The sequence below is a fragment of the Bacillus sp. JJ783 genome (assembly GCF_036963225.1).
GTDB classification, from domain to species: Bacteria; Bacillota; Bacilli; order Bacillales; family Bacillaceae_G; genus Bacillus_A; species Bacillus_A cereus_U.
In genome coordinates this window covers 13,235-34,857 of record NZ_JBALMG010000058.1, presented here as the reverse complement: position 1 = coordinate 34,857, position 21,623 = coordinate 13,235, and the positions used below count along the sequence as shown (strand labels likewise).

Below are 21,623 nucleotides of genomic sequence, written 5' to 3'. Positions count from 1 at the left end.
GGGGTATAACAAGATGAGCTTTCAACTTCATCCCGAAACAACACTTGGTGTTGTTCATCTATACGTATCAAATATAAAGAAATCACTAGAGTTTTATACAGAAGTATTAAGTATGAAAGTGCTAAAAGAAGAGAAAACAGTCGTTACATTTGGGAATGAAAATGAAGAACCACTCCTTATCATTGAAGAAAAGAAAGAAGCTTTACCAAAGCAAAGAGGGAGAACAGGGTTATATCATTACGCAATTTTATTACCAACCAGACAGGACTTAGCGAACATTCTTCGTCATCTTGTAGAGATGGTATATCCACTGCACGGTGGAGCCGATCATTACTTTAGTGAAGCTCTTTATTTAGCTGATCCAGATGGAAACGGGATTGAAATTTATCATGATCGCCAAAAAGAAGTTTGGCGTGATGAGAATGGAGAGCTACCATTTGTTAGTAACCCATTAGCCGGTGAAGAATTATTGCAGCAAGGAAGTGCATGGAATGGGTTCCCGGCTGGTACTGTGATGGGGCATATTCATTTACATGTAGCTGACTTAGAAGAAGCGAAACGTTTCTACGTTGATGGTCTTGGCTTTGAAGTAACAATCCCAGCTCGTAATGGAGCGTTGTTCGTATCCGCAGGTGGTTATCATCATCATATCGGTTTAAATACGTGGCAAGGTGAAGGGATACCACCACAAATGCCAAATTCCGTTGGCTTGAAATATTTCACAATTGTACTAGCGGATGAAAAACAAAAAGAGCAAGTATGTGAAAGCTTAAAAAACATTGGCAAAATTGCTACGTACAAAGATGGAATATTACAGGCCAAGGATCCATTTGGACATTGTATACATTTCAAAATAAAAGGAGAAGCCTAAAAAAGGCTTCTCTTTTTTACTTTCTTATAATTGCTTTTTCGTTTTGTAAAAATAGTTGGTCAAATTGCTTTGCAAGGTCAAAATCTAGTTTGGTTAAACCTTTTGCATTCCATGATGACAAAGTAATAATGACTGCTTTATACTGGATAAGGATAAATGGGTGGTGATTATGTTCTTCTGATAGTTTGGCGGCTTCAGAGACAAATTCGACTCCTTTTAAGTAGTCGGAAAACATATATTTTCTTTCAATCCATTTTTCATCTTTCACTGTCCATTTATCCAGCTTAACTAATTCTTCTTGTACCTCTTCATTAGTTAGTCGTAGCATCATTTTTCACATCCTTTACCTGTAGTAACGCAAGACCGTTGTTAATAAGACGTGTTACAGATTCGTCAGTTGTGAAAGTAGAAAGTTGTTGCAATAATGCCGCTGATGCTTCGTGGCCTTTATTATGTTCTAAAAGCAATTCTAAAATTTCAAGACGAAGCAACCATTCTTTCGGATGAAATTTATTTAATACTTCTTGAATAGCTATTAATTGATCAGTATGAGTATCGTGTAAAATACTATCGTTACGTATATCCCGAACTGTTTGATACATACGTTCAAGCTCATTCAGTACAAGTGGATCAGGAGTTTCTTGTACTGCTTCATTCATCGGGAAAAATGCAGCCGCATCTGCCGCTCCTGGGAACACAGAAGTGATTTGTGAGCCGACAGCCATATCAAATGCTCCCCATGAAGGATCAAATAATAAGCGATCTTTATGAGTAACTGTACAATTTATAAAGGAGATAAGAGCAATTTTTTTATCATTCTTTACAATGTCTGTTACTGTTCCTTTTACATGAATGCCGCTTGCAAAAGTAAACTCTGCACTATGTCCAATTGTAATGCCTAATGATTGTAATTGTTCTTCTGTACAATTTTCTAATGCAATATCACCATCTAGTAATCCGATTGGTGTCCCGAATCCATCGCTGTGCACAGATGTAGAATGATTTGCTAGTTGTTTATTATGAATTGCTAATGCAGTTGGTGAGCTTGTTCGTGTGTAAATAACTTCACCAGTATCATTTTTAATTGTCTCTGTAAATGTACCCGTAATTTGTAATCCACTACTTAGCTCAGTTGTAGCATGATTTTCGGAGCGGATTGCTTTTTCTAATCCTTCTGTGCCACCTGTTTTAAATGCCATCGTTGTAGAGAACTGCTCAAGTGCCTCAGTCAACTCTTCAAATGATTCACAAACAAATAGCTGTGGCTGCATTTTTGTTACGTCATAAGTTGTCCCGGTGCAAGCTTCAATTGAGAATGGAACTTTCTTTACAGCATCTGTTAAGCAATGCTTACTTTCACCGACAGAGGAAAGGAGACCAGCACCGTAAATTTTTGGATCATCTATATTACCGATTAAGCCGTATTCCACTGTCCACCAGAATAGACGTGAAATTTGTTCTGCTTCTGATAAACCGGAAACTAAGTTTTGTTTTTCGATTACAGCATTTTCAGCAACTTCAACTTCTTCAGGTGTAGAAGTCGGGCTTTCTTTTACAATCGTTAATGTACGAACAGCTTCAAAAGCCTCATGTTCTTCTTTTGTTGAGAAAGCTTTCGCTCCAATTTGTCCAAAGCGCTTCACATATTTTGCATATGTAGAATCAAGTAAAATCGGTGCGTGTCCTGCTGCTTCATGAACGATATCAGGAGCTGGTGTATACTCGATATTTTCTACTTTACGAATATCTGTTGCGATTGGTAGTAATCCGTGCCCCTGAAAATCAAAGAATGCTACGCCGGGAATAAGTCCGTCAATCGTTACGGCGCCCCAGCCGCTTGGTGCTAAACAGTCATTCATTTCTTCTACTTTTGGAATCGCATCTATATTAATACCAGATGATTGTAGTCCATTAACATAGGCGGGATGAGCAACATCTTTTAAGAAGTTATGGTTTTGTTTCATAATGTAACGCCAAACAGCGTGATTCACCGGTGTGTATTGATCATAATGCTGTGTGGATACGAATGGTTTTAAATGTGATGGAATTTCTGTTTTCTTTGTCATTTAGACATCCTCCTTTTTTTCGATAAAAATGAATACCGGTTCGTATAGATTGCACCACCTCCCTTAAATAATGTAAGCGCTTATAAAATCTTATCATAAGATTCGGAATTATTTAACAACTGTTTGTGTGAGAAATAGAAAAAGCCCCTATCGGAAAATCCGATAGGGGCGAAAAAATCGCGGTACCACCCTATTTGTAAGTGAAAAGGTACTTACATCTCAACTAATGATAACGGAAAAACTCCGTCTTTTCCTTCATGCATAAAAGCACTACGAAAAAGAAGCTCCAGAATTGTAATTCGTACTTATATATGTGCTAATTTCCACCGACCATTAGCTCTCTGAAACAGGGATATAAGATACTACTGCGATTCTTTCAACGCGTATAATATGAAGTTATTTAAAAGGGAAGGACGCAAAAAAGCCCCTATCGGAAAATCCGATAGGGACGATAAAAATCGCGGTACCACCCTATTTGTAAACAATTAATTGTTTACCACTTACTTTAAGATAACGGAAAGATCCGTCTTTCTCTTCGTGCGTAAAAAGCATTACGGGAAAGAAGCTCCAGAATTGTAATTCACGCTTGTATATGTACTGATTCGCACCAACCATCAGTTCTCTGAGACAGGGATATAAGTCGCTACTAGTATTCCTTCAAAGCCGATATATAATTCGTTCAACTAAACTATGTTTTGTATTATAAAACTATATTTAAAAGATTGTCAACAATAATTTTATTATTTCATTTCTAAATCGACGTTTAAATTAGATGTATTTCCGGCTGCATCAGTTGCTGCAATGTGGATTGTATTTTTCCCTTGTTGTAATTGATTGCGATCGAAATAAATTTCAAAGTTTTTCTCCCAATGGTTCAAGAATGCATTTTCCCATACGCCATTTCCATTAATTTCATACTGTATTGTTACTGGATGTCCTGGAGCAACCCATCCGGATTCTGTCATCCAATCTAAAAGTATATCATCTACTTTCCCTCTAATTACGAGGTTTTCTTGATCTACTTCAGGCGATAATTTCGGTGCAGTGCGGTCGACAAATACAGCTCCTGTTTGTTTCGTTTCTCCTCCAGAATTAGAAGCAACAGCTTCAATTTGGTATAAGCCATCAGGTAGAGGTGATCCATCAGTTTTCGTACCATTCCATTTGAAGGATTTATAACCTGGTGTTTCATTCTTACCTTGATGAACGATTCCTTTATATGTTACTCGGTCTTTCGTAATTAAATTAGCATGAAAAGTTACATCCTCAACTGGTGTAACTAAATAGTAATTGATAAGGTTGTCATCTAGTATTCTGTCATTATTTGGACTGAAAGTAGAATTAACGATTTCAAGGCCATCAATACGCTTGTATTCTTTCGGATCGATGCTAAATGTAAATGGAATACGCATTTCTTCAGTCTTCCCTTGCTCTTTTACATATAGATTTCCCGTATATACACCTTGTGGTAAGGAGCTATCAACAGTAATAGTAAAAGGCTTTTCGATGTTACTATTCGGTTTAATGCTAATAGAAGAAGGGAAAGAAGTCTGGACTTTTGTTTTTGTATCTAGTAATTCAATGCGAGTTGAAAAGTTTTTCTTTTTGTTAGAAAGATTTTGTAACGTAATATTTTGTGTTAATTTCACTTTGCCACTATTAGGTTTAATGAGACCGAAACTTACATTGTTTGGTTTCACTAATGCATCTGCTTTTGCTGCTTTTGGAATGTTAATTAAACCAGATCCTTGTGCCATGACAGGATATGTATTTTCATTGACATCCTTTAATGTTTTTGCAGTGTTGGCAAGAGCTGCTTTCAATTGTTCTGTCGTCCAATCAGGATGCATTTGACGCAGCAGAGCAACGGCTCCCGCTACTTGTGGCGCAGCCATACTTGTTCCGTTGTGAGATTCATAGCCACCTCTTGGTACTGTACTAGTAATTTTCACTCCAGGTGCAACTATATCAGGCTTTATGAGCCAACTTCCTTGTGATGGTCCTCTTGAACTGAAGTTACCAATAAGTTCGGTTTGGCTTGGTTGTCCAATTTTATATTTTTCTTTCGTTTTGTAATTAAATTTTTCAACTCTTCACCATTTGTATTTGATAGTTGCATAACTGGAAGAGCTACATCTTCACGTCCAAAATATTCGGGCATAATATTAATTTCTTTTTCGTTAGAAATTAGTAGCACGCCGAGAGCGCCAGCTTGTTTCGCTTGTTCTGCTTTTACTAACGTGCTCGAAGTTCCTTGTAAAACAAGGGCGAACTTCCCTTTCACATCTTGTTTAGCGTAATCGCTTGGATTACCGTAGCCAACATATACAAGCTGAGCATCGTTTCCTACTTGGAAATCTGCTTTTGATAAAGGTAATCCTTGGTAAGATTTATTGGAACCGGCTACTTGGAAGGTTGGAAATGGAATAGAAACTGTAGATGCTCCAACAGAGATGACACTACTTGCGTTACCAGGAGCGTCAACAGACCAAGGTTTTGGTCCATCATTTCCATTTGAGACGACCGCAGTAACCCCAAGCTTTGCTGCACGTTCTAACGTTAATGTTACAGGCTGATCAGGTACATTCAAATCTTGACCAAGAGATAGATTTAAAACATCGGCACCATCTTGAATAGCGCGCTCAATACCTTGAATAATATCATCGGTCGTACCAGTACCACCATCATTCATGACACGGTAAGCGAGTATAGAAGCATTCGGAGCAATCCCCTTTATTTTTCCGTTACCAGCAATAATTCCAGCAACATGGGTACCGTGGACGTTTCCATCCATCGGATCATTATCTTCATCGACTGTATCATAGCCACCGATATAATTTGCTTGTAAATCAGGGTGGGTATAGTCGACACCTGAATCGATAATAGCGACTTTCATTCCTTTTCCATCAAGGGGTTTGCCAGTTGGATCTTTTAAATTCCAAGCTTCAGGTGCACCAACTGTAGGGCCGCCAACATTTGGTGTTTCTTGATCTGCTGGGCTTTTTGTTGTTTCATGTAACTTATATGTTAAGTTCGGATAAATTGCTTTTACTTCAGGTAAAGAAGCCAAAGCAGCAATTTGATCTCCTGGGATAGAAATAGAAAACCCAGAAAATAATGTACTATATGTTTCTTTTATCGTTGCCTTCGGGCTTTTTCTTTAATTTTCTTTGTTGTATCCTCTTGTGCCTTTTTTAGTTGCGCATGGTATGATTGCACATTGCTATTTTTTAGATCCGGAGCATGCTGAATGTTACTTTGTGAAGCGAGTGGAGCATGCTGTAATTCTACAATGACAGAAATTTCTTTTGATGTTTTTGTTTCAACATTTTGCGCGATTTTGTTTTCTCCCCATTGTTCAATATTCGCTTTTAACTGTGGACTAAATTGCTTCTCTTTTTGCAGTGACTCAGCATGGGCGCTTAAAGCTCCAAAACTCGAAAAGACGAGCGCCATACTTAATAGTGTAGATGTAGTTTTTTTCATTGAAACTCCCCCTAACAAAAAGTGCCAATTTTCAGAAAATAAATATTGCATTTTTGTCGTTAATTATAGGAACGGATGTTGGCTAAACTATACATTCGACATAATTCATACCAATCCTCTTTGAATTGAAAATTTCTTGGGAAATTTTTTGGAATTATGTCGAATGGATAAAATTTGCATATAGTAAGCGGAATATGAGGAATGCTAAAGGGGGAAATGGGGGGGATATGAAAAGGTTTATAGTAAGTGGAATCGTGATTCTGTGCCTTTTTTTCTGTTCAAGTTCTATTACTAGCGCAGAAAACAATGGAGTGAAAGTTGCCTTTATTCGTAATCATAATCTATGGATTAAATTCGGTGAAAAAGAAAAACAAATTACAAAAGGAGAGTACATAACAGGGCCGAAATGGTCACATAATGGAGAATGGCTTGCATATGCAAAAGGAAAGAAGCGAAATCATTTTGAACTGTATCGGCTGAAAGATGGCAAGAAAGTTACACCATCTCAATCAGCAACATCGAATTATCAATGGTCACCAACAGAGAATATAATTGCCTTTGTATTTGCACGTACATTAAATATATTTGATGTTGAAAAAAAGAAAGCAGATTTTGAAAATGTAGCCAATGGTGCAGGTGACTATGCATGGTATCCTGATGGTAAGAAGTTTCTTGTATCATCAGAAGCGTACTTGCTTCCAACAGGATGGACAGGTGCTCAGTTATATGAAATACAAAAGGATGCAAATATGAATCCTCATAAGATGAAACATTTATATGCACTACCGAATGAGCATGATGACTTTTTAGCATTAGTTGGAAGTGGATTTAAGTGGTCGCCAGATCAAAAATGGATTTCTTTTTTGGCAGTACCAACAGCTTCTTTGTCAGCGGATAGTAATACACTTTGCTTAATTCGATCAGACGGCAGTCGTTTTGAAACAGTAGATCAAATGTTATTAAACACACAATGGTTCAAATGGGCGCCATCAAAAAATATATTAGCCTATATTGAAGGAAGCGGGAGAGTTGCTTTAGAGAATAAGCATTTAAAAATAAAAGAATTGCCGGCTCTCCAGCAAAATACATTTACTCCAAAAGGCTATGTTGATTGGGATTTCACATGGAAGAACGATAATGTAATTATCGTTTCAAGGGCAAAGGAAGCAGAGCTATCGGTCCCTCTAGAAAAAAGACCACTACCATCTTTATATGAAGTAAATAGTATAAACGATGAACAACATCAAATTACAAAGCCATCAAATAGCCAAGGCGATTATAACCCTATTTTTATTAAGAAGAGCAACCAATTAATGTGGATCCGTTCAAATCGTAAGAAAGCTGATGTATGGCTTGCTCATAGCGATGGGAAATATGAAAAGAAGTGGATTGAAAATATAGATGTGCCAGAGTGGTATTATGAGAAATGGGATTGGGAAGATGTCGTTTCGGTTAAAGACAAGTAAAAAAACCTGCCTAAAATATAATTTTTAGGCAGGTTTTTCAATGTTATTTATGTGTTTTATTTGGCTTTTTTTTCGCAGGGTTTCCGTTCCCTTGGCGCTTTCTGTTTTGTTCATCTTTTGCTTGTTTTTCATGTAATGTATCTAAAAAATCATTTGAGTTACTCATTTTTATATCTCTCCTTTTTTCATTACGTCCTAGTTACTATAACCATTTAGGAGGATAATCATGAGATAAAAGTTAAGCGCTTAGTTTTCTTCGGTAGTATACGTAAAATAGTCCATATGTAATGAATGACATAAGTAAAACTTGTAACTCTACATTTTCTTTTAAAATAGTTGCGACAGGAGCTGGTAAGTAAGGTGATGTATCGCTCGTTCCTAAACCTAACCATTTGTTTAAGAGGTTAAAGATACAAAACATGAAAACACCAGACCAGCTTGCGATAATTGCCTTCTGCTTAATTTTTGTTTCCCGTTCATCATCTGTAATCCAAGGATTAGCAGTTTTATCGCTATTAAAAAAGCCATTTATGTATCCCCATATGATCATTCCGATAAAGAAGATAATCCATTTCATATTTGTAATCCTCCTCTTCTTGTAAAAAATATTTTACATATATATAATTGTAATATTTTCCGAATATTGATGTCAAACACTTTTTACATTCTGCTTTTTAAAATAGCAGGAGTAAAGAAAAAATTAGGGAAGAAATATGTGAGACCATTTTCTAGTGAGAGGAAGAGGAGAATGAAACTTGTCTTTGTTCGGCATGGTGAAGGTGAGCATACGAAAGATTTACCATTAAGTTTACAAGCGGTGAATCCGTCATTGACGGGTGTGGGAAAGAAGCAGGCTAAATTACTTCAGTGCGATGTACCATTACAAGAAAAGGATATATTAATCGCTAGTCCTACACTTCGAACTTTACAAACTGTGGCAATGTGGAGTGCGGAAGTTGCTTGTCAAAAAATTGTTCATCCATATATATCCCCGCGTATTTTCCCTTATCGGGAATCCGCCAAAACATTGCCGTGCGATCAATTGTTAGATCGAAAGGTAATAAAAAATTTATTTCCACATTTTTCATTAGAAGAAAGTACAAATGAATTGTTATGGAATGAGGGAGTCAATATTATCTCGGAGAAGGAATTTCAGCAAATAGTAGATGAATTTCTGCACTGGTGCTATCAGTTAAGAGCAGAAAAAGTTTGTATCGTTTCACATGATGGAACAATTACAGCGTATAGGCAATATTTACAGAAAGTCGCTTTAACTAGAGCTGATTTTTTGAAAGAAACGGGTATATATGAAATGGACTTATAGGAGGGGGATTTGTAATGGAAGAGTTAGGGGGAAATGTGTACGACTTAAATGAGCAGAGAGTATACTTTGGCGTAGCGGAAATTAAGTAATATGCAAAATTGCATATTACACATATTGTGAATTTAGGGAGTTGAAACTAGTAGAATCCATTTTACATAAAGATACAAAATCACATGTTAAATCGATAGCTTATGTAGATGGAAATGTAGCACTTATGTTTACAATACGCTTATTTTACAGGCTTATTAACCATGACAAAATGTTAGAAGAAGGTGTTCAAGAAGCGAGATTAATCGATGAGGAGACACATACATTTCGATTATATAAATAGCGTGAAACACGTTTATTCTATATTCGAATAAATGTGTTTCACATTTTTTTTACACTTTTTTCAATGAAAATGATTATCACCTGTGGTATGATATGTTCAAGTTTTTACAGGTAATAAAAGTTACTATATATACGTTAGTATTTAATGTTTTGTATGTATGTCACGAATTATTCACGATTAACATTTTGAAAGTAAGTAACTAATGTTATTATATTATCTGTAACTGACTTAATTACAACTTTAGGAGGAAGATATGATTATTCAATTTTTAAGAGAAAACAAAACAGTTTCTTTTGTATTAGCGATAATTCGAGTGTATCTTGGTTACACATGGGTAATGGCTGGAATCGGTAAACTACAAGGAAAAGGCTTCGATGCAACTGGTTATTTACAAGGTGCAATTGAAAAATCTAAAGGAGCACAACCAGCTGTTCAATCTTGGTGGGCATCATTCTTACAAGATTTTGCAATTCCAAACGTTGATTTATTTAATACACTTGTGACGTGGGGAGAAATTTTAGTCGGAATTGGTTTAATTGTAGGATGTTTAACAAAAACAGCGGTCTTTTTCGGTCTTGTAATGAACTTTTCCTATATGTTTAGTGGGTCAATTGGTGTAAACCCTGAAATGGTTATCTTATCCATGTTCGTTCTTGTTTCTGGTATGAATGCTGGAAAACTTGGAATTGATGGCTTCGTTATTCCAAAAGTACTAGGATCAAAAACTCAAAAACGCCAAAAGCAAGCTGCTTAATATATGAAAACGGGTATCTCAAAAAGAGATACCCGTTTATTTTTCAGCATTTATAGGATTTTTCTCGAAGAAATCTTTTACATACCCTACAAATTCTTGTGGCTCTTGACGAAATGGAGCATGATAACCCTTTTCAATAATATGGAAAGTACTATTTTTTAAGAATTGATGATAAGTTTCGCCTTCTTTCCAAGAAACGCTACTATCATTTCTTCCCCATATAATTAAAGTTGGTTGCTTAATTTCATTTGCATTGATTTGAAGACGTCTAGGCCATAATTTCATTTTATTATAATGCTCTTCATCATTACGCTTGAATTTAACTTTTCTCTCATCATAATCTGCAATAGAAGAAACGGCACTTAAATCAGTCGACAACTTTGGTTTTGGTGAACCTTGTTTATTAACGAGAGTATGAGGGCCGCCTGTAGCATCAGTTAAAATAAGGTGGGTAACCGCTTCAGGGTATAAATATGTTAAATTAAGAGAAATTTCTCCGCCCATCGAATGTCCCAGTATTGCGAATGAGTCATACCCTAGTTTTTTCATTAACTTATAATACAAATTTGCATGAGTTGGAAAAGAATAATAAAAATCCATCGGCTTAGAGGAACGTCCGAATCCTAAAGCATCAACAGAAATAATCGTATGATTTTTTGCTAAATCTGAGTAAATCTTTTGAAAACCATCGGAGGATCCTCCAAATCCATGGATCATAAGTAAAGGTGGTTTTTCATCACCAATCTTTTTAAAGTAAATCGTTTGACCATCTATCTCTACCATTTTTTCCTCGGTAGCTAGTTTCGCTGTAATTGTATTTTTAACTTGTTTTACTTGTTCTACTGGCTTTTCTGCTGCACTACATCCTACTAATAGTGTAAGAGTAAGACAACCTACCATAAAATAGCTAAACCGCTTCAATTAGGTGTCCCCTTTCTAACATAACGCTGCATCTATCATAGCAAATAGCATATTACGATTTCCAGGAAGTTGATTACCATTCTTTATCATAAGAGGTGAAAGGAGCGTTTCCTGGAAATCTGCTGTTTGAAGAAATTGGCGGAATATGAATTGTGAGTGCGGAACATCAATGCGTATCGTCCCACTCCACGATTTACAAATCATTTCTAATAACTGAATAGCGTCTTTTTCTTTTTTTGATATAAGCGGAGTGATACATAGTACATCTCCTTTTTGTATGCATAAAGCAAAAGCATCTATTTGATTATCCCGTTCTATTTTAAAGGAGTAAGTTGCTCTCGATAGTAGCGATGAAAAAAGCTTAGAACGATATGCACCAGTCGCAGTTTGATCAAGAAAAATGAGAGATTGAAGATCGGCTTGCTGAATTTGTTTTATGGGAAAAGAATTTGTACTTATATGAGCCGCTTGTTTTTCGAAACGATGAATTGTTGTTATTGATTGAAATCCATAAGATTCATATAAGGGTTCGCCAGCTTTTGTTGAAATGAGCGTAATAGGGAGCGATGGATGAGTTACTGTTAAGCTATTGCTTAACAAAATACGGCCAATTCCTTTTCTTTGAAAATCAGGATGCACGATTAACATACCGATAGAAGAAAATCCAGGGGCAAATGAAAAGACCCCGCCCGCTGCAATAAGTTTATTCTCATGTACATAGCCAAAAATTGTGCCAATGGAAAGGTACATATGGAATTGCTCTTTCATAAAAATCTCATGCTGTAACCACCCGACTGATTTACAAAGAGAGAGTAAATCTGGAATGGAAGATTCGTCTAGTTTTACTGTTTTCATAAAGTTCACCATATTTCTATTTAAATTAGAAAAAATAAGAATAATATTACGAAATGTAAAATAATAGGTTCGTATTAAAAAAATCCAACATGTTTATATTTTTCTTTGTAAAGGGAAGTATGTTTGATATGACAAGACAAACTTATACAAATTATAACTGAAATTTACATAAGTTAACAAAAAATTTACATATAACTCATTTTCTCTTAACAGTTTTCTATTAAATTTGATAGTGGGAAATGAATAACCTAATTAGGGGGACAAGACAGTGAAAAAGTTTGTAAAAAAAGCATGGCCATTTGCAGTTGTGGCGTCGTTAGCAGTTACTTCGGTAGCAACATGGAATTTTACGCGTTCTAGTGAGGTTAATGCGGATGAGAACGGAAACAATGCAAAGATTAAAAATGTCATTGTATTAATTGGGGATGGTATGGGGCCTTCATATATGACAGCTCATCGTTATATGAAAGATAATCCAAAAACATTTGAGATGGAATCTACAGAATTTGATAAGCATCTTGTAGGAACACAAAAAACATATCCAGAAGATGAACATGAAAATATTACAGACTCTGCATCGGCAGCTACTGCGATGTCAGCAGGTATAAAAACATATAATGCAGCTATTGCAGTAGATAATGATAAAGCTGAAGTGAAAACAGTATTGGAGCAAGCGAAAGAAAAAGGGAAGTTAACGGGACTCGTTGCAACGTCTGAAATTACGCATGCAACACCAGCTGCATTCGGTGCACATGATATTAGTCGTAAAAATATGGACGCAATTGCAAATGATTACTTTGATGAGAAAATTAAAGGTAAGCATAAAATAGATGTTATGCTTGGCGGCGGTGTGAATAACTTTGTTAGAAAAGACCGCAATCTTACAGAAGAATTTAAGAAGTCTGGTTATAGTTATGTAACAGATCGTAATCAATTATTAAATGATAAAAGCGATCAAGTTCTTGGTTTATTTGCACCAGGTGGTTTAGATAAAATGATTGACCGTACTGACAAAACACCTTCATTAGAAGAGATGACAAATACCGCGATTGAGCGCTTGAACAAAAATAAAAATGGTTTCTTCTTAATGGTCGAAGGTAGTCAAATTGATTGGGCTGGACATGATAATGATATTGTCGGTGCAATGAGTGAAATGGAAGACTTCGAAAAAGCGTTTAAAGCAGCAATTGAGTTTGCGAAAAGAGATAAGAACACATTAGTTGTTGCAACTGCAGACCATGCTACTGGCGGATTATCTTTAGGTGCGAATGGGGAGTATAACTTTAAAGTAGATCCGATTAAAGCTGCGAAACGTACGCCAGACTTTATGGCAAATGAGATTGTAAAAGGTGCAAATGTAGAAGAAACATTGAAAAAGTATATTGATCTACAATTAACATCAGAAGAAATTAAAGCTGTAAATGATATAGCTCCATCAAAAGATGTAACAAAGATTGATAATGCAATTGAAGATATCTTCAATAAGCGTTCGGTTACAGGTTGGACAACGGGTGGACATACAGGTGAAGATGTGAACGTATATGCATTCGGACCAGGTAAATACTTATTCTCTGGCGTTCAAGAAAATACAAATATAGCTAAACGTGTCTTTGACATCGTTGGCGGCGGTGATCCGAATAAAGGAAGACGCTAATTATAAATGAAAGTGAGGCGAAATGCCTCACTTTTCTTTTTAGGAGATGGAAAGATGAGAGTTTTTTTAGGGAAATTAAGATTCCTTCTAGTATTTGTATTATTGCTAGTTGGGTGTCAATCTCAAGAGAATAATATAGAACAAAAATCTGCTGAAAAAACTGAGGAAAAGATACATATAACGAAAGAAGAAGAGAAATCCATTCAAGATGTTATTGAGGCATTTGTACGGACGACGAATGAAAAAAATCTTGCTGAGCATATGGAGTTATTTTCAAAGAAGATGCCTAGTGCTGAAGACTTAAAAACACAAAAGGAAGCGGCATTTCAAAAGGGAAATAAGAAAATAGAATTGGAACATATGAATATGAAAGCTCTTAAAGGTGGGCTTGTTATTGTTGAAACGGAGGAAAAAGAAGTAGATGGAGGGGTTACTCTTCAAAAGAAAATGCAGTATGCACTTGGAAAAGAAGACGAAGGGTGGAAGATTGAAGAAGTTCGTACGATAGAGAAGAAATAAAGTGAAACTTTAATCAGTGGGAGTCTTACTGCCCGCAAATAGCGGAATAAAAAAAGGTTCTCATAGGAGAGAACCTTTTTAAAGTGGTAATAAAATTTGATTTGAACATGCTTCAATGTCATCAATATCTTGACGGATTGTTGCCATCTTATTATCGAGATCTTCAGCTTTCATAGCAGCGTCATGTAGTTCATCCTTCAAATAATCAGGTATATTTCCTTCATATTTGTAGTAAAGTTTATGTTCTAAACTTGCCCAAAAGTCCATCGCAAGTGTACGTAATTGAATTTCTGCAAATACATCTTTCGTACCAGAATTTAGTAACAATGGATATTTAATAATCATATGCAAACTTTTATAGCCATTTCCTTTTGGATTGGCAATATAATCTTTTACTTCTACAATTTCCATGTCTCCACGATTTTCAATAACCCCTTTTAAATGGTAAATATCTTCTACAAAGCAACATGTAATACGGATGCCAATAATATCTTGTAATTGTGTTTGAGCATTTTCAACTGTTGGTGATAAATTTTTACGCTCAAGCTTCCTAATGATACTTTCGGGTTGTTTAAGTCTTGTTTTTATATGTTCAAACGGGTTGTAGTCTTCTAAAAATTGAGCTTCCCGGTTCATAATTTCAAATTTAGTTTTTAACTCTTCTAAAGCGAATGTATAAGGTAATACAAAAGCTTTCCAGTAGTTAACGGTTGATTGGTTATATTCCATTTATATACACACCTTTTCTTATTTACAAGTGAAGTTGTTACTATACTAAACACCAAATCATGTAGGCGCAAGCAGCAAATGATGAGATCATAAAGCGATATTTAGTTTTCATCTTTTCAACCCCTTTCAAATGAAATTATATATGAATAAACGTCATTGTTAGTAATTTCATTATGTACAATACTTATAGTAATAGATTCATGTGAAATTCGTATGAACTAATTGTTTCAGTTTTTTGTCTTTTTGCTAATGACTTTTGGTTTTGTTTGTTATAATTACCTTAAATTGTAATGAAGGAGAGGGTATGATGAATCAAACAGATAATGAATGAATTCTTTAAAAAGCATTTACCGATGTTAAAATATAATAATTTAGTTGGCATTACGATTGATAAATCAACCAATGAATTAATTGGTTTTATAAAACTGACAGACGATAAAGAAGTAAAACAAATACTGTCTAGAGAGGAATGTTTACAAAAAGCACTTCAATTTTTAGAACGAGTTATTCCAGATGTGACACAATATCTCCGTCTTTGGGAAGAACGTGAAGAAGCAGAAGATGGGATTGAAAGATTTACCTTTTCCGTATATATGAATGGTATTCCAGCAGAGTATAACCAATTTAGGGTCAATATCAATACAGAAAATGGTGCTGTGATGCACTACTCAGGAGAATCTAGCAACTTTATAAAAGAAGTGCTCACATATGAAACAACACTAAAAGTAACAAAAGAAAAAGTGTTAGAAATATACAAAGAGGCCATCCGAGTTAAATTAGAATGGTATATAGATAATGATGCAGAGGAAACGGTATATCAATTACTGTATAAACAAACGACGGGTGAAAATTATAAAGAGCCTTTCGAGTGTAGTCGAGAAATTCGTTATATTGATGCCCACACTGGGGAAAAGATTTGGAGTAAATAAGTCTTTAAATAGGGAAAAAGGTCTTCGAGAGAAGACCTTTTTTAGAAAGAACGATTATTCTTCGCATGTATCAATTTTGTATAACCACTTCTGTACACTGGCAGGTGGTCCTTCTGTTCTCCACTTTGTTGTACACATGCCGCAAGAACAGTGAACTTTTCCTTTTGCAAAAATACCGACAATTTCAGGAGTATATCCCCATGCGTGTTTTGCAATATTCATCTTTCGGCGCATTGTACGCTGACGTTGGTGTCTTGTATAAGCACGTGTTCTTTCAAATTTCATATTTGTAATCCCTCCTTGTAGTACAAGCAGCTTGCAAGAGCGTACAAGGAGTTCATCTCTTACAAGCTACTCTGGTACAAGAAGGTAATAAAATGTTTCACATTTTAACCTCCTATCTTTTGTTTAAGTATATGTAACGAAGCTTTATGCGACAAATATCATGCTTAAAAACATGTTGGAATGATATCGTACAGACACAAACAACCTCATGCCCACATACACATAGTAAAGACCACTATTTTGGCGGAGGTGAAAGGTTTGAGTCTATTCGCCGCAATTGGATATATGGTTCGAGAAGTGTTTGTATTTGTTTCTTATGTGAAGAACAATGCGTTTCCGCAGCCGTTATCATCAGATGATGAGAGAAAGTACTTAGAGTTAATGGAGCAAGGTGATGCTCAAGCGAGAAATCTTTTAATTGAACATAATTTACGGCTTGTAGCTCATATTGTTAAGAAATTTGAAAACACTGGTGAAGATGCAGAAGATTTAATTTCAATTGGTACCATTGGGCTTATTAAAGCGATTGAAAGCTATTCAGCAGGGAAAGGAACTAAGCTTGCAACATATGCAGCGCGCTGTATCGAAAATGAAATTTTGATGCATTTACGTGTGCTGAAGAAAACGAAAAAAGACGTTTCACTTCATGATCCAATCGGGCAAGATAAAGAGGGTAATGAAATATCGCTTATTGATATATTAAAATCAGAATCTGAAGATGTAATTGATATGATTCAGCTTAGTATGGAGTTAGAAAAAATTAAAGAGTATATCGATATTTTAGACGAACGAGAGAAAGAAGTAATTGTGAAGCGTTTTGGACTTGGGCTTGATAAAGAGAAAACACAGAGGGAGATTGCGAAGGCACTTGGTATTTCAAGAAGCTACGTATCGCGAATTGAAAAGCGTGCTTTAATGAAAATGTTCCACGAATTTGTGCGGGCTGAGAAAGAGAAAAAAGCAAAAGAATAATGTATATTGTAGGCAGCTACACTTTAAAAGTGGCTGCTTTTCTTTCGGGAAAACGGAAAGAAAACGAGCTGCTCTCAGAAGAAATACATGTTCACTGTTGAAAATGGTGGGTTCTATCTGTAATATTAGAAGGTGCTAAACAATTTAAGAATAAAAATTATACTTAGTTTTTCTTCGTGTATAACGAGACGGCTCCATTCTATATGTGGGAATAAGAACCAATTTTACATATGATATAGAGAGAAAAGAAGGGGAAACTAAAGTTATAGGCTGATTAGGAGGTTTCGTAATTTGCGACGGACATTATATCGACTTATGATCGAACTTACAAATGGTCGTTTTACTTCTTATATATTACGTAAATTTGCACAATCTCGTTTGAGCTCTATCATTATTCCATCATATGCGAAAGTTTTTCAAATTAATCAAGATGAGATGGAAAAGGGTTTGAAGGAATATCGAACATTGCATGATTTATTTACACGTAGGCTAAAAGAAGGAAAGCGTAGTATTGATACTGATGCATCGAGTATCGTTAGTCCTGTTGATGGTGTTTTTGCTGATCAAGGTCCTATTGAGGATACAAAAACATTCGATATAAAAGGAAAGCGTTATTCAATTGTGGATATGCTAGGTAATGAAGAGCGTGCAAAGCGATATGCAGGCGGTACATATATGGTAATTTATTTGAGTCCAAGTCATTATCATCGTATTCATAGTCCGCTCTCTGGGTCTGTGACTGAAAGATTTGTACTCGGCAGAAAATCATATCCGGTAAATGCAGCGGGTATGGAGTATGGGAAAGAACCATTGTCAAAAAATTATCGCTCTGTTACAGAAGTAAATAGTGAAGGCGAACATATGGCGCTTGTAAAAGTAGGTGCTATGTTTGTTAATAGTATCGAGCTCCTTCATGAAAGAAGTACTGTTCAAAAAGGTGAAGAGATGGCATACTTTACATTTGGCTCAACAGTTGTTTTATTATTTGAAAAAGATATGATTGAAGCAGTGCAGGAATTGACAAGTGGGCAAGAGCTGCGTCTTGGTGAAAAAATTGCAACCCGAGTATCTCATAAGTAAAGAAAAGATTTTATAATATACTTATGAAGCTCTAATTAAGAAATGTGGACAAAGATGCTTGATGAAGAAATCCCCTAGATGGGAGTACTTGTTTATTCGAGAGCCATCGCAGGATGGCTCTTTTTACAGGTCAATCAGCAATCTATATGTACTCAAGAAGATTTGACGAGCTTGTCCTCTAACGAGCGTCTAATAATTTCTTGTTTTATAAGTAAAATGAAGTCGGGATTTAATTTTAGTTCTTTTGCTTTATAATAAGACTCAGTGAGTAAATCAGTAGATAACTGTTCCATATGTTTTGTTTTCAAGGTGAGTCACCTCCTAATAATATAAGGATTGATTCGTTGTTGCATTTAATGTACCAAAAAAATATGACAGTCACAAACAAGAGGTTATCCACATACCTCAGTGGATAAAATGTGTATAGAATGTTAGTAAATTCCAAATTGACTGAAAAATTAATGTGGAAAGTGTGTACAAGTTTATCCACAGGTTATCTATCGAAAAATGCTGTCGAAAAATTTTATGAAAAATCCTCAAAGAGGTGAAAGAAATTGAAGTTATTTTTACCAAATGAATATGTGAAAAATGTATATCATGTTCAAGCAGAAGATTTGAAAAAACGTGGAATTAAAGGAGTTATCACTGATTTAGATAACACTTTAATTGAATGGGATCGTCCAAACGCAACACCACAGCTTGAAGAGTGGTTTTTGAAAATGAAAGAAAATGATATTCAAGTAACGGTCGTTTCAAATAATAACGAGCAACGCGTTAAAGAATTCGCTGATCCATTAGGTATTCCGTTTATTCATAGTGCGCGCAAACCGTTTGTTCGCGCATTTAAGCGTGCGATACACGAGATGCACCTGCAGCCAGATGAAGTTGTAGTAATTGGAGATCAGTTACTAACGGATGTGCTCGGTGGGAATCGTGTGGGACTTCATACAATTTTAGTTGTACCGGTAGCGCAAACGGACGGATTGGTGACACGCTTTAATCGAAAAATTGAACGAAGAATTATGAGAAACATGAAGAAAAAAGGCTTAATTAACTGGGAGGAATAAAGTTTGACTGAAACAATTAAATGTATTGGTTGCGGTGTAGAAATTCAAACAGAAAATAAAAATGAAGTAGGATACGCTCCTGTATCATCTTTAGAAAAAGAACAAGTAATTTGCCAACGTTGTTTTCGTTTGAAACATTATAACGAAATTCAAGATGTATCTTTAACAGATGATGATTTCCTTCGTATTTTGAACGGAATTGGACAATCAGACGCACTAGTGGTTAAAATCGTAGATATTTTCGATTTCAATGGTAGCTGGTTACCGGGCTTACATCGTTTTGTAGGGAACAATAAAGTATTACTTGTAGGGAATAAGGCTGACTTAATTCCAAAGTCAGTTAAGCATGATAAAGTAAAACATTGGATGCGCTATAGTGCAAAGCAACTTGGTTTAAAACCAGAAGATGTCTTTTTGATTAGTGCAGCTAAAGGACAAGGAATCACTGAACTTGCTGATGCAATTGAGCATTACCGCGAAGGTAAAGATGTTTATGTTGTTGGATGTACGAATGTTGGTAAATCAACATTTATTAATCGTATGATTAAAGAGTTTAGTGATGAGACTGAGAATGTAATTACAACATCACATTTCCCAGGAACAACGCTTGATTTAATTGATATCCCATTAGACGAAACATCATCTTTATACGATACACCAGGTATTATTAATCATCATCAAATGGCGCATTATGTTGGGAAACAAAGCTTAAAGCTTATTACACCGACTACAGAAGTTAAGCCAATGGTATTCCAATTAAATGAAGAACAAACATTATTCTTTGGTGGATTAGCACGATTTGATTATGTAAGTGGAGGCCGTCGTGCATTTACTTGTCATTTCTCAAACCGTTTAACAATCCATCGTACAAAGCTTGAAAAGGCTGATGAATTGTACGAAAGACACGCTGGAGAATTATTGAATCCACCGACACCGGAAGAATTAGAAAATATGCCTGAGTTTGTGAAATATGAATTTAATATTCGTGAGCCAAAAACGGATGTTGTATTCTCTGGATTGGGCTGGGTTACTGTAAATGAATCAGGGGCGAAAATTGTTGCTCATGTACCAAAGGGAGTAAGTGTTTCATTACGTAAATCTTTAATTTAATATGGAGAGGGATTTATGAAACAATTATATGGTGTAATCGGAAATCCAATTGGACATTCATTATCACCCGTTATGCATAACGATGCATTTGAACACTTGAATATGGATGCCCATTATCATGCGTTTCTTGTAGAAGAAGAAGCGCTAGGGGAAGCAGTAAAAGGTTTGAAAGCATTAGGTATTTCAGGATTTAATGTAACGACTCCACATAAAGTTGCAATTATGGAGTACTTGGATGAGGTTGCCCCGTTAGCAAGGCAAATCGGTGCGGTAAATACAGTAGTACATCGAGATGGAAAATTGATTGGGTATAATACAGATGGAATTGGTTTTGTTCGTGCCCTGCAGTCAATTAGTGAAGATCCACTTCAAGAGAAACGTATTTTATTAATCGGTGCAGGTGGTGCTAGCCGAGCTATTTACTTCTCGCTTGCAGATGTAGGCGTGAAAGAAATTGATATTGCTAATCGTACGAGAGATAAGGCGGAAAATCTTATCGCTGGGTGCATGGCAAATGTTAATTCACATGCTCTATCGTTAGAATGTGCAGCAGAAAATCAAGGGGAATATGATATTATCATCCAAACAACAACGATAGGTATGCATCCACATGTTGCGTATACGCCGCTCGAAATTCGTTCATTGAAACAAGGAACGATTGTTTCTGATATTATTTATAATCCATTTGAGACGAAAATTTTAGGCGATGCGAAAGAACAAGGTGCAATAATTCAAAATGGAATCGATATGTTCGTTTATCAAGGTGCACTTGCATTTGAAATGTGGACAGGGTGTGTGCCGAATATTGATAGAATGAAACAATTAGTAATGAGAGAGCTTGGAGGCTAATTATATGTTAACAGGAAAACAAAAAAGATTTTTACGTGCAAAGGCACATCATTTAACACCGATTTTTCAAGTTGGAAAAGGTGGCGTGAATGAAAATATGGTGAAACAAATTGGAGAAGCATTAGAAGTTCGTGAACTATTTAAAGTGAGCGTATTACAAAACTGTGAATTTGATCGTAGTGAAGTTGCAGAAGAGCTTGCACAAGGTGCACGAGCTGAAATCGTTCAAGTAATCGGAAGCACAATTGTTTTATACAAAGAATCAAGAGAAAATAAGCAGATTAAGCTTCCTCGATAAAAGATATACGTGAGTTATTTCGTAGTGGACGCTTGATATGTAGAAAGCGAAACCAAT

The 21,623-nt window shown here is 35.7% G+C and carries 21 protein-coding genes, 3 pseudogenes and 2 other annotated features; of the genes and pseudogenes, 14 read left to right on the top strand and 10 right to left on the bottom strand.

Annotated elements, in window-relative coordinates; translation table 11 throughout:
* The first annotated feature begins 13 nt into the window (after positions 1 to 13).
* Entirely contained in the window at positions 14 to 871 is an 858-nt protein-coding gene (locus V7038_RS13540) for a VOC family protein (protein ID WP_002111945.1), read from the top strand.
* A 16-nt stretch (positions 872 to 887) separates the two neighbouring features.
* Here the strand turns inward: V7038_RS13540 and V7038_RS13535 are convergent, their stop codons facing one another.
* From V7038_RS13535 to V7038_RS13525, 3 genes and pseudogenes are all read right to left on the bottom strand, one after another.
* Positions 888 to 1,202, bottom strand: a complete 315-nt coding sequence (locus tag V7038_RS13535; protein WP_002111944.1) for a 4a-hydroxytetrahydrobiopterin dehydratase — start codon at positions 1,200 to 1,202, stop codon at positions 888 to 890.
* Positions 1,183 to 2,937, bottom strand: coding sequence for an aromatic amino acid hydroxylase (locus tag V7038_RS13530; protein ID WP_070146898.1), 1,755 nt, complete (start codon positions 2,935 to 2,937; stop codon positions 1,183 to 1,185). Before V7038_RS13530 ends, V7038_RS13535 begins: the two co-directional genes overlap by 20 nt.
* Before the next feature lie 161 nt (positions 2,938 to 3,098).
* Positions 3,099 to 3,326: a binding site (T-box leader), on the bottom strand.
* A 52-nt stretch (positions 3,327 to 3,378) separates the two neighbouring features.
* Positions 3,379 to 3,607: a binding site (T-box leader), on the bottom strand.
* A gap of 70 nt (positions 3,608 to 3,677) precedes the next feature.
* Positions 3,678 to 6,423: pseudogene (locus tag V7038_RS13525) on the bottom strand (S8 family serine peptidase).
* Positions 6,424 to 6,650: 227 nt separating this feature from the next.
* On the opposite strand from V7038_RS13525, the gene V7038_RS13520 reads away from it, so the two are divergent.
* On the top strand, positions 6,651 to 7,889 hold the full coding sequence (locus V7038_RS13520; protein WP_070146896.1) for a TolB family protein: 1,239 nt from the start codon (positions 6,651 to 6,653) through the stop codon (positions 7,887 to 7,889).
* Between the two features lie 43 nt (positions 7,890 to 7,932).
* Here the strand turns inward: V7038_RS13520 and V7038_RS13515 are convergent, their stop codons facing one another.
* Positions 7,933 to 8,055, bottom strand: a complete 123-nt coding sequence (locus V7038_RS13515) for a DUF4023 domain-containing protein (protein ID WP_000071861.1) — start codon at positions 8,053 to 8,055, stop codon at positions 7,933 to 7,935.
* Between the two features lie 72 nt (positions 8,056 to 8,127).
* Positions 8,128 to 8,466: a phosphoglycerate mutase gene (locus V7038_RS13510; RefSeq protein WP_070146895.1), complete on the bottom strand. Its 339-nt coding sequence runs from the start codon at positions 8,464 to 8,466 to the stop codon at positions 8,128 to 8,130.
* Between the two features lie 171 nt (positions 8,467 to 8,637).
* Between V7038_RS13510 and V7038_RS13505 the strand changes: the two genes are divergently transcribed.
* The 3 genes and pseudogenes from V7038_RS13505 to V7038_RS13495 all read left to right on the top strand — a co-directional run bounded on the left by V7038_RS13505 (position 8,638) and on the right by V7038_RS13495 (position 10,298).
* A complete protein-coding gene (locus tag V7038_RS13505; RefSeq protein WP_070146894.1) occupies positions 8,638 to 9,213 on the top strand; it encodes a histidine phosphatase family protein in 576 nt (191 codons plus the stop codon).
* Between the two features lie 2 nt (positions 9,214 to 9,215).
* Positions 9,216 to 9,544 (top strand): annotated as a pseudogene (locus V7038_RS13500) (delta-aminolevulinic acid dehydratase); the annotation flags it as partial.
* A gap of 253 nt (positions 9,545 to 9,797) precedes the next feature.
* Positions 9,798 to 10,298, top strand: a complete 501-nt coding sequence (locus V7038_RS13495) for a DoxX family protein (RefSeq protein WP_070146893.1) — start codon at positions 9,798 to 9,800, stop codon at positions 10,296 to 10,298.
* Between the two features lie 36 nt (positions 10,299 to 10,334).
* Here the strand turns inward: V7038_RS13495 and V7038_RS13490 are convergent, their stop codons facing one another.
* Positions 10,335 to 11,219 carry an alpha/beta fold hydrolase gene (locus V7038_RS13490; RefSeq protein ID WP_070146892.1) on the bottom strand — a complete coding sequence of 295 codons (885 nt, stop codon included), beginning with the start codon at positions 11,217 to 11,219 and terminating at the stop codon, positions 10,335 to 10,337.
* Positions 11,220 to 11,234: 15 nt separating this feature from the next.
* The gene (locus tag V7038_RS13485) at positions 11,235 to 12,074 is read right to left on the bottom strand and encodes a GNAT family N-acetyltransferase (protein WP_335470506.1); all 840 of its coding nucleotides are present in this window, start codon (positions 12,072 to 12,074) and stop codon (positions 11,235 to 11,237) included.
* 268 nt (positions 12,075 to 12,342) lie between these two features.
* On the opposite strand from V7038_RS13485, the gene V7038_RS13480 reads away from it, so the two are divergent.
* Both V7038_RS13480 and V7038_RS13475 read left to right on the top strand, forming a co-directional pair.
* Positions 12,343 to 13,728, top strand: coding sequence for an alkaline phosphatase (locus V7038_RS13480; protein WP_335470504.1), 1,386 nt, complete (start codon positions 12,343 to 12,345; stop codon positions 13,726 to 13,728).
* Positions 13,729 to 13,782: 54 nt separating this feature from the next.
* Complete coding sequence (locus V7038_RS13475) at positions 13,783 to 14,247, top strand: hypothetical protein (RefSeq protein WP_070146889.1); 465 nt, start codon at positions 13,783 to 13,785, stop codon at positions 14,245 to 14,247.
* Positions 14,248 to 14,325: 78 nt separating this feature from the next.
* Here V7038_RS13475 and V7038_RS13470 read toward each other — a convergent pair whose 3' ends face one another.
* Positions 14,326 to 14,976, bottom strand: a complete 651-nt coding sequence (locus V7038_RS13470; RefSeq protein ID WP_002111928.1) for a GTP pyrophosphokinase — start codon at positions 14,974 to 14,976, stop codon at positions 14,326 to 14,328.
* Between the two features lie 320 nt (positions 14,977 to 15,296).
* On the opposite strand from V7038_RS13470, the pseudogene V7038_RS13465 reads away from it, so the two are divergent.
* Positions 15,297 to 15,905, top strand: a pseudogene (locus tag V7038_RS13465) (YcdB/YcdC domain-containing protein); the annotation flags it as partial.
* 54 nt (positions 15,906 to 15,959) lie between these two features.
* On the opposite strand, the gene V7038_RS13460 reads toward V7038_RS13465, so the two are convergent.
* Positions 15,960 to 16,190 (bottom strand): hypothetical protein, encoded by a 231-nt coding sequence (locus V7038_RS13460; RefSeq protein ID WP_002111926.1) that lies wholly within the window; start codon positions 16,188 to 16,190, stop codon positions 15,960 to 15,962.
* Positions 16,191 to 16,448: 258 nt separating this feature from the next.
* Here V7038_RS13460 and sigK point away from each other — a divergent pair, with 258 nt between their 5' ends.
* Together sigK and V7038_RS13450 are read left to right on the top strand one after the other, a co-directional pair.
* Positions 16,449 to 17,162 (top strand): RNA polymerase sporulation sigma factor SigK, encoded by a 714-nt coding sequence (sigK, locus tag V7038_RS13455; RefSeq protein ID WP_000051382.1) that lies wholly within the window; start codon positions 16,449 to 16,451, stop codon positions 17,160 to 17,162.
* Between the two features lie 291 nt (positions 17,163 to 17,453).
* Positions 17,454 to 18,242: a phosphatidylserine decarboxylase gene (locus V7038_RS13450; RefSeq protein ID WP_002145683.1), complete on the top strand. Its 789-nt coding sequence runs from the start codon at positions 17,454 to 17,456 to the stop codon at positions 18,240 to 18,242.
* 152 nt (positions 18,243 to 18,394) lie between these two features.
* Here V7038_RS13450 and V7038_RS13445 read toward each other — a convergent pair whose 3' ends face one another.
* Positions 18,395 to 18,550: a sporulation histidine kinase inhibitor Sda gene (locus V7038_RS13445; RefSeq protein WP_002015226.1), complete on the bottom strand. Its 156-nt coding sequence runs from the start codon at positions 18,548 to 18,550 to the stop codon at positions 18,395 to 18,397.
* A gap of 246 nt (positions 18,551 to 18,796) precedes the next feature.
* Here V7038_RS13445 and V7038_RS13440 point away from each other — a divergent pair, with 246 nt between their 5' ends.
* Genes V7038_RS13440 through yhbY form a run of 4 tightly spaced genes read left to right on the top strand, consistent with a single transcriptional unit; the run spans position 18,797 to position 21,566 of the window.
* Positions 18,797 to 19,309 (top strand): YqeG family HAD IIIA-type phosphatase, encoded by a 513-nt coding sequence (locus V7038_RS13440; protein WP_002111923.1) that lies wholly within the window; start codon positions 18,797 to 18,799, stop codon positions 19,307 to 19,309.
* A gap of 3 nt (positions 19,310 to 19,312) precedes the next feature.
* Complete coding sequence (gene yqeH / locus V7038_RS13435; protein ID WP_002111922.1) at positions 19,313 to 20,419, top strand: ribosome biogenesis GTPase YqeH; 1,107 nt, start codon at positions 19,313 to 19,315, stop codon at positions 20,417 to 20,419.
* A gap of 15 nt (positions 20,420 to 20,434) precedes the next feature.
* A complete protein-coding gene (gene aroE, locus V7038_RS13430; RefSeq protein ID WP_002111921.1) occupies positions 20,435 to 21,268 on the top strand; it encodes a shikimate dehydrogenase in 834 nt (277 codons plus the stop codon).
* 4 nt (positions 21,269 to 21,272) lie between these two features.
* Positions 21,273 to 21,566: a ribosome assembly RNA-binding protein YhbY gene (gene yhbY / locus V7038_RS13425; protein ID WP_002015220.1), complete on the top strand. Its 294-nt coding sequence runs from the start codon at positions 21,273 to 21,275 to the stop codon at positions 21,564 to 21,566.
* Positions 21,567 to 21,623 lie beyond the last annotated feature (57 nt).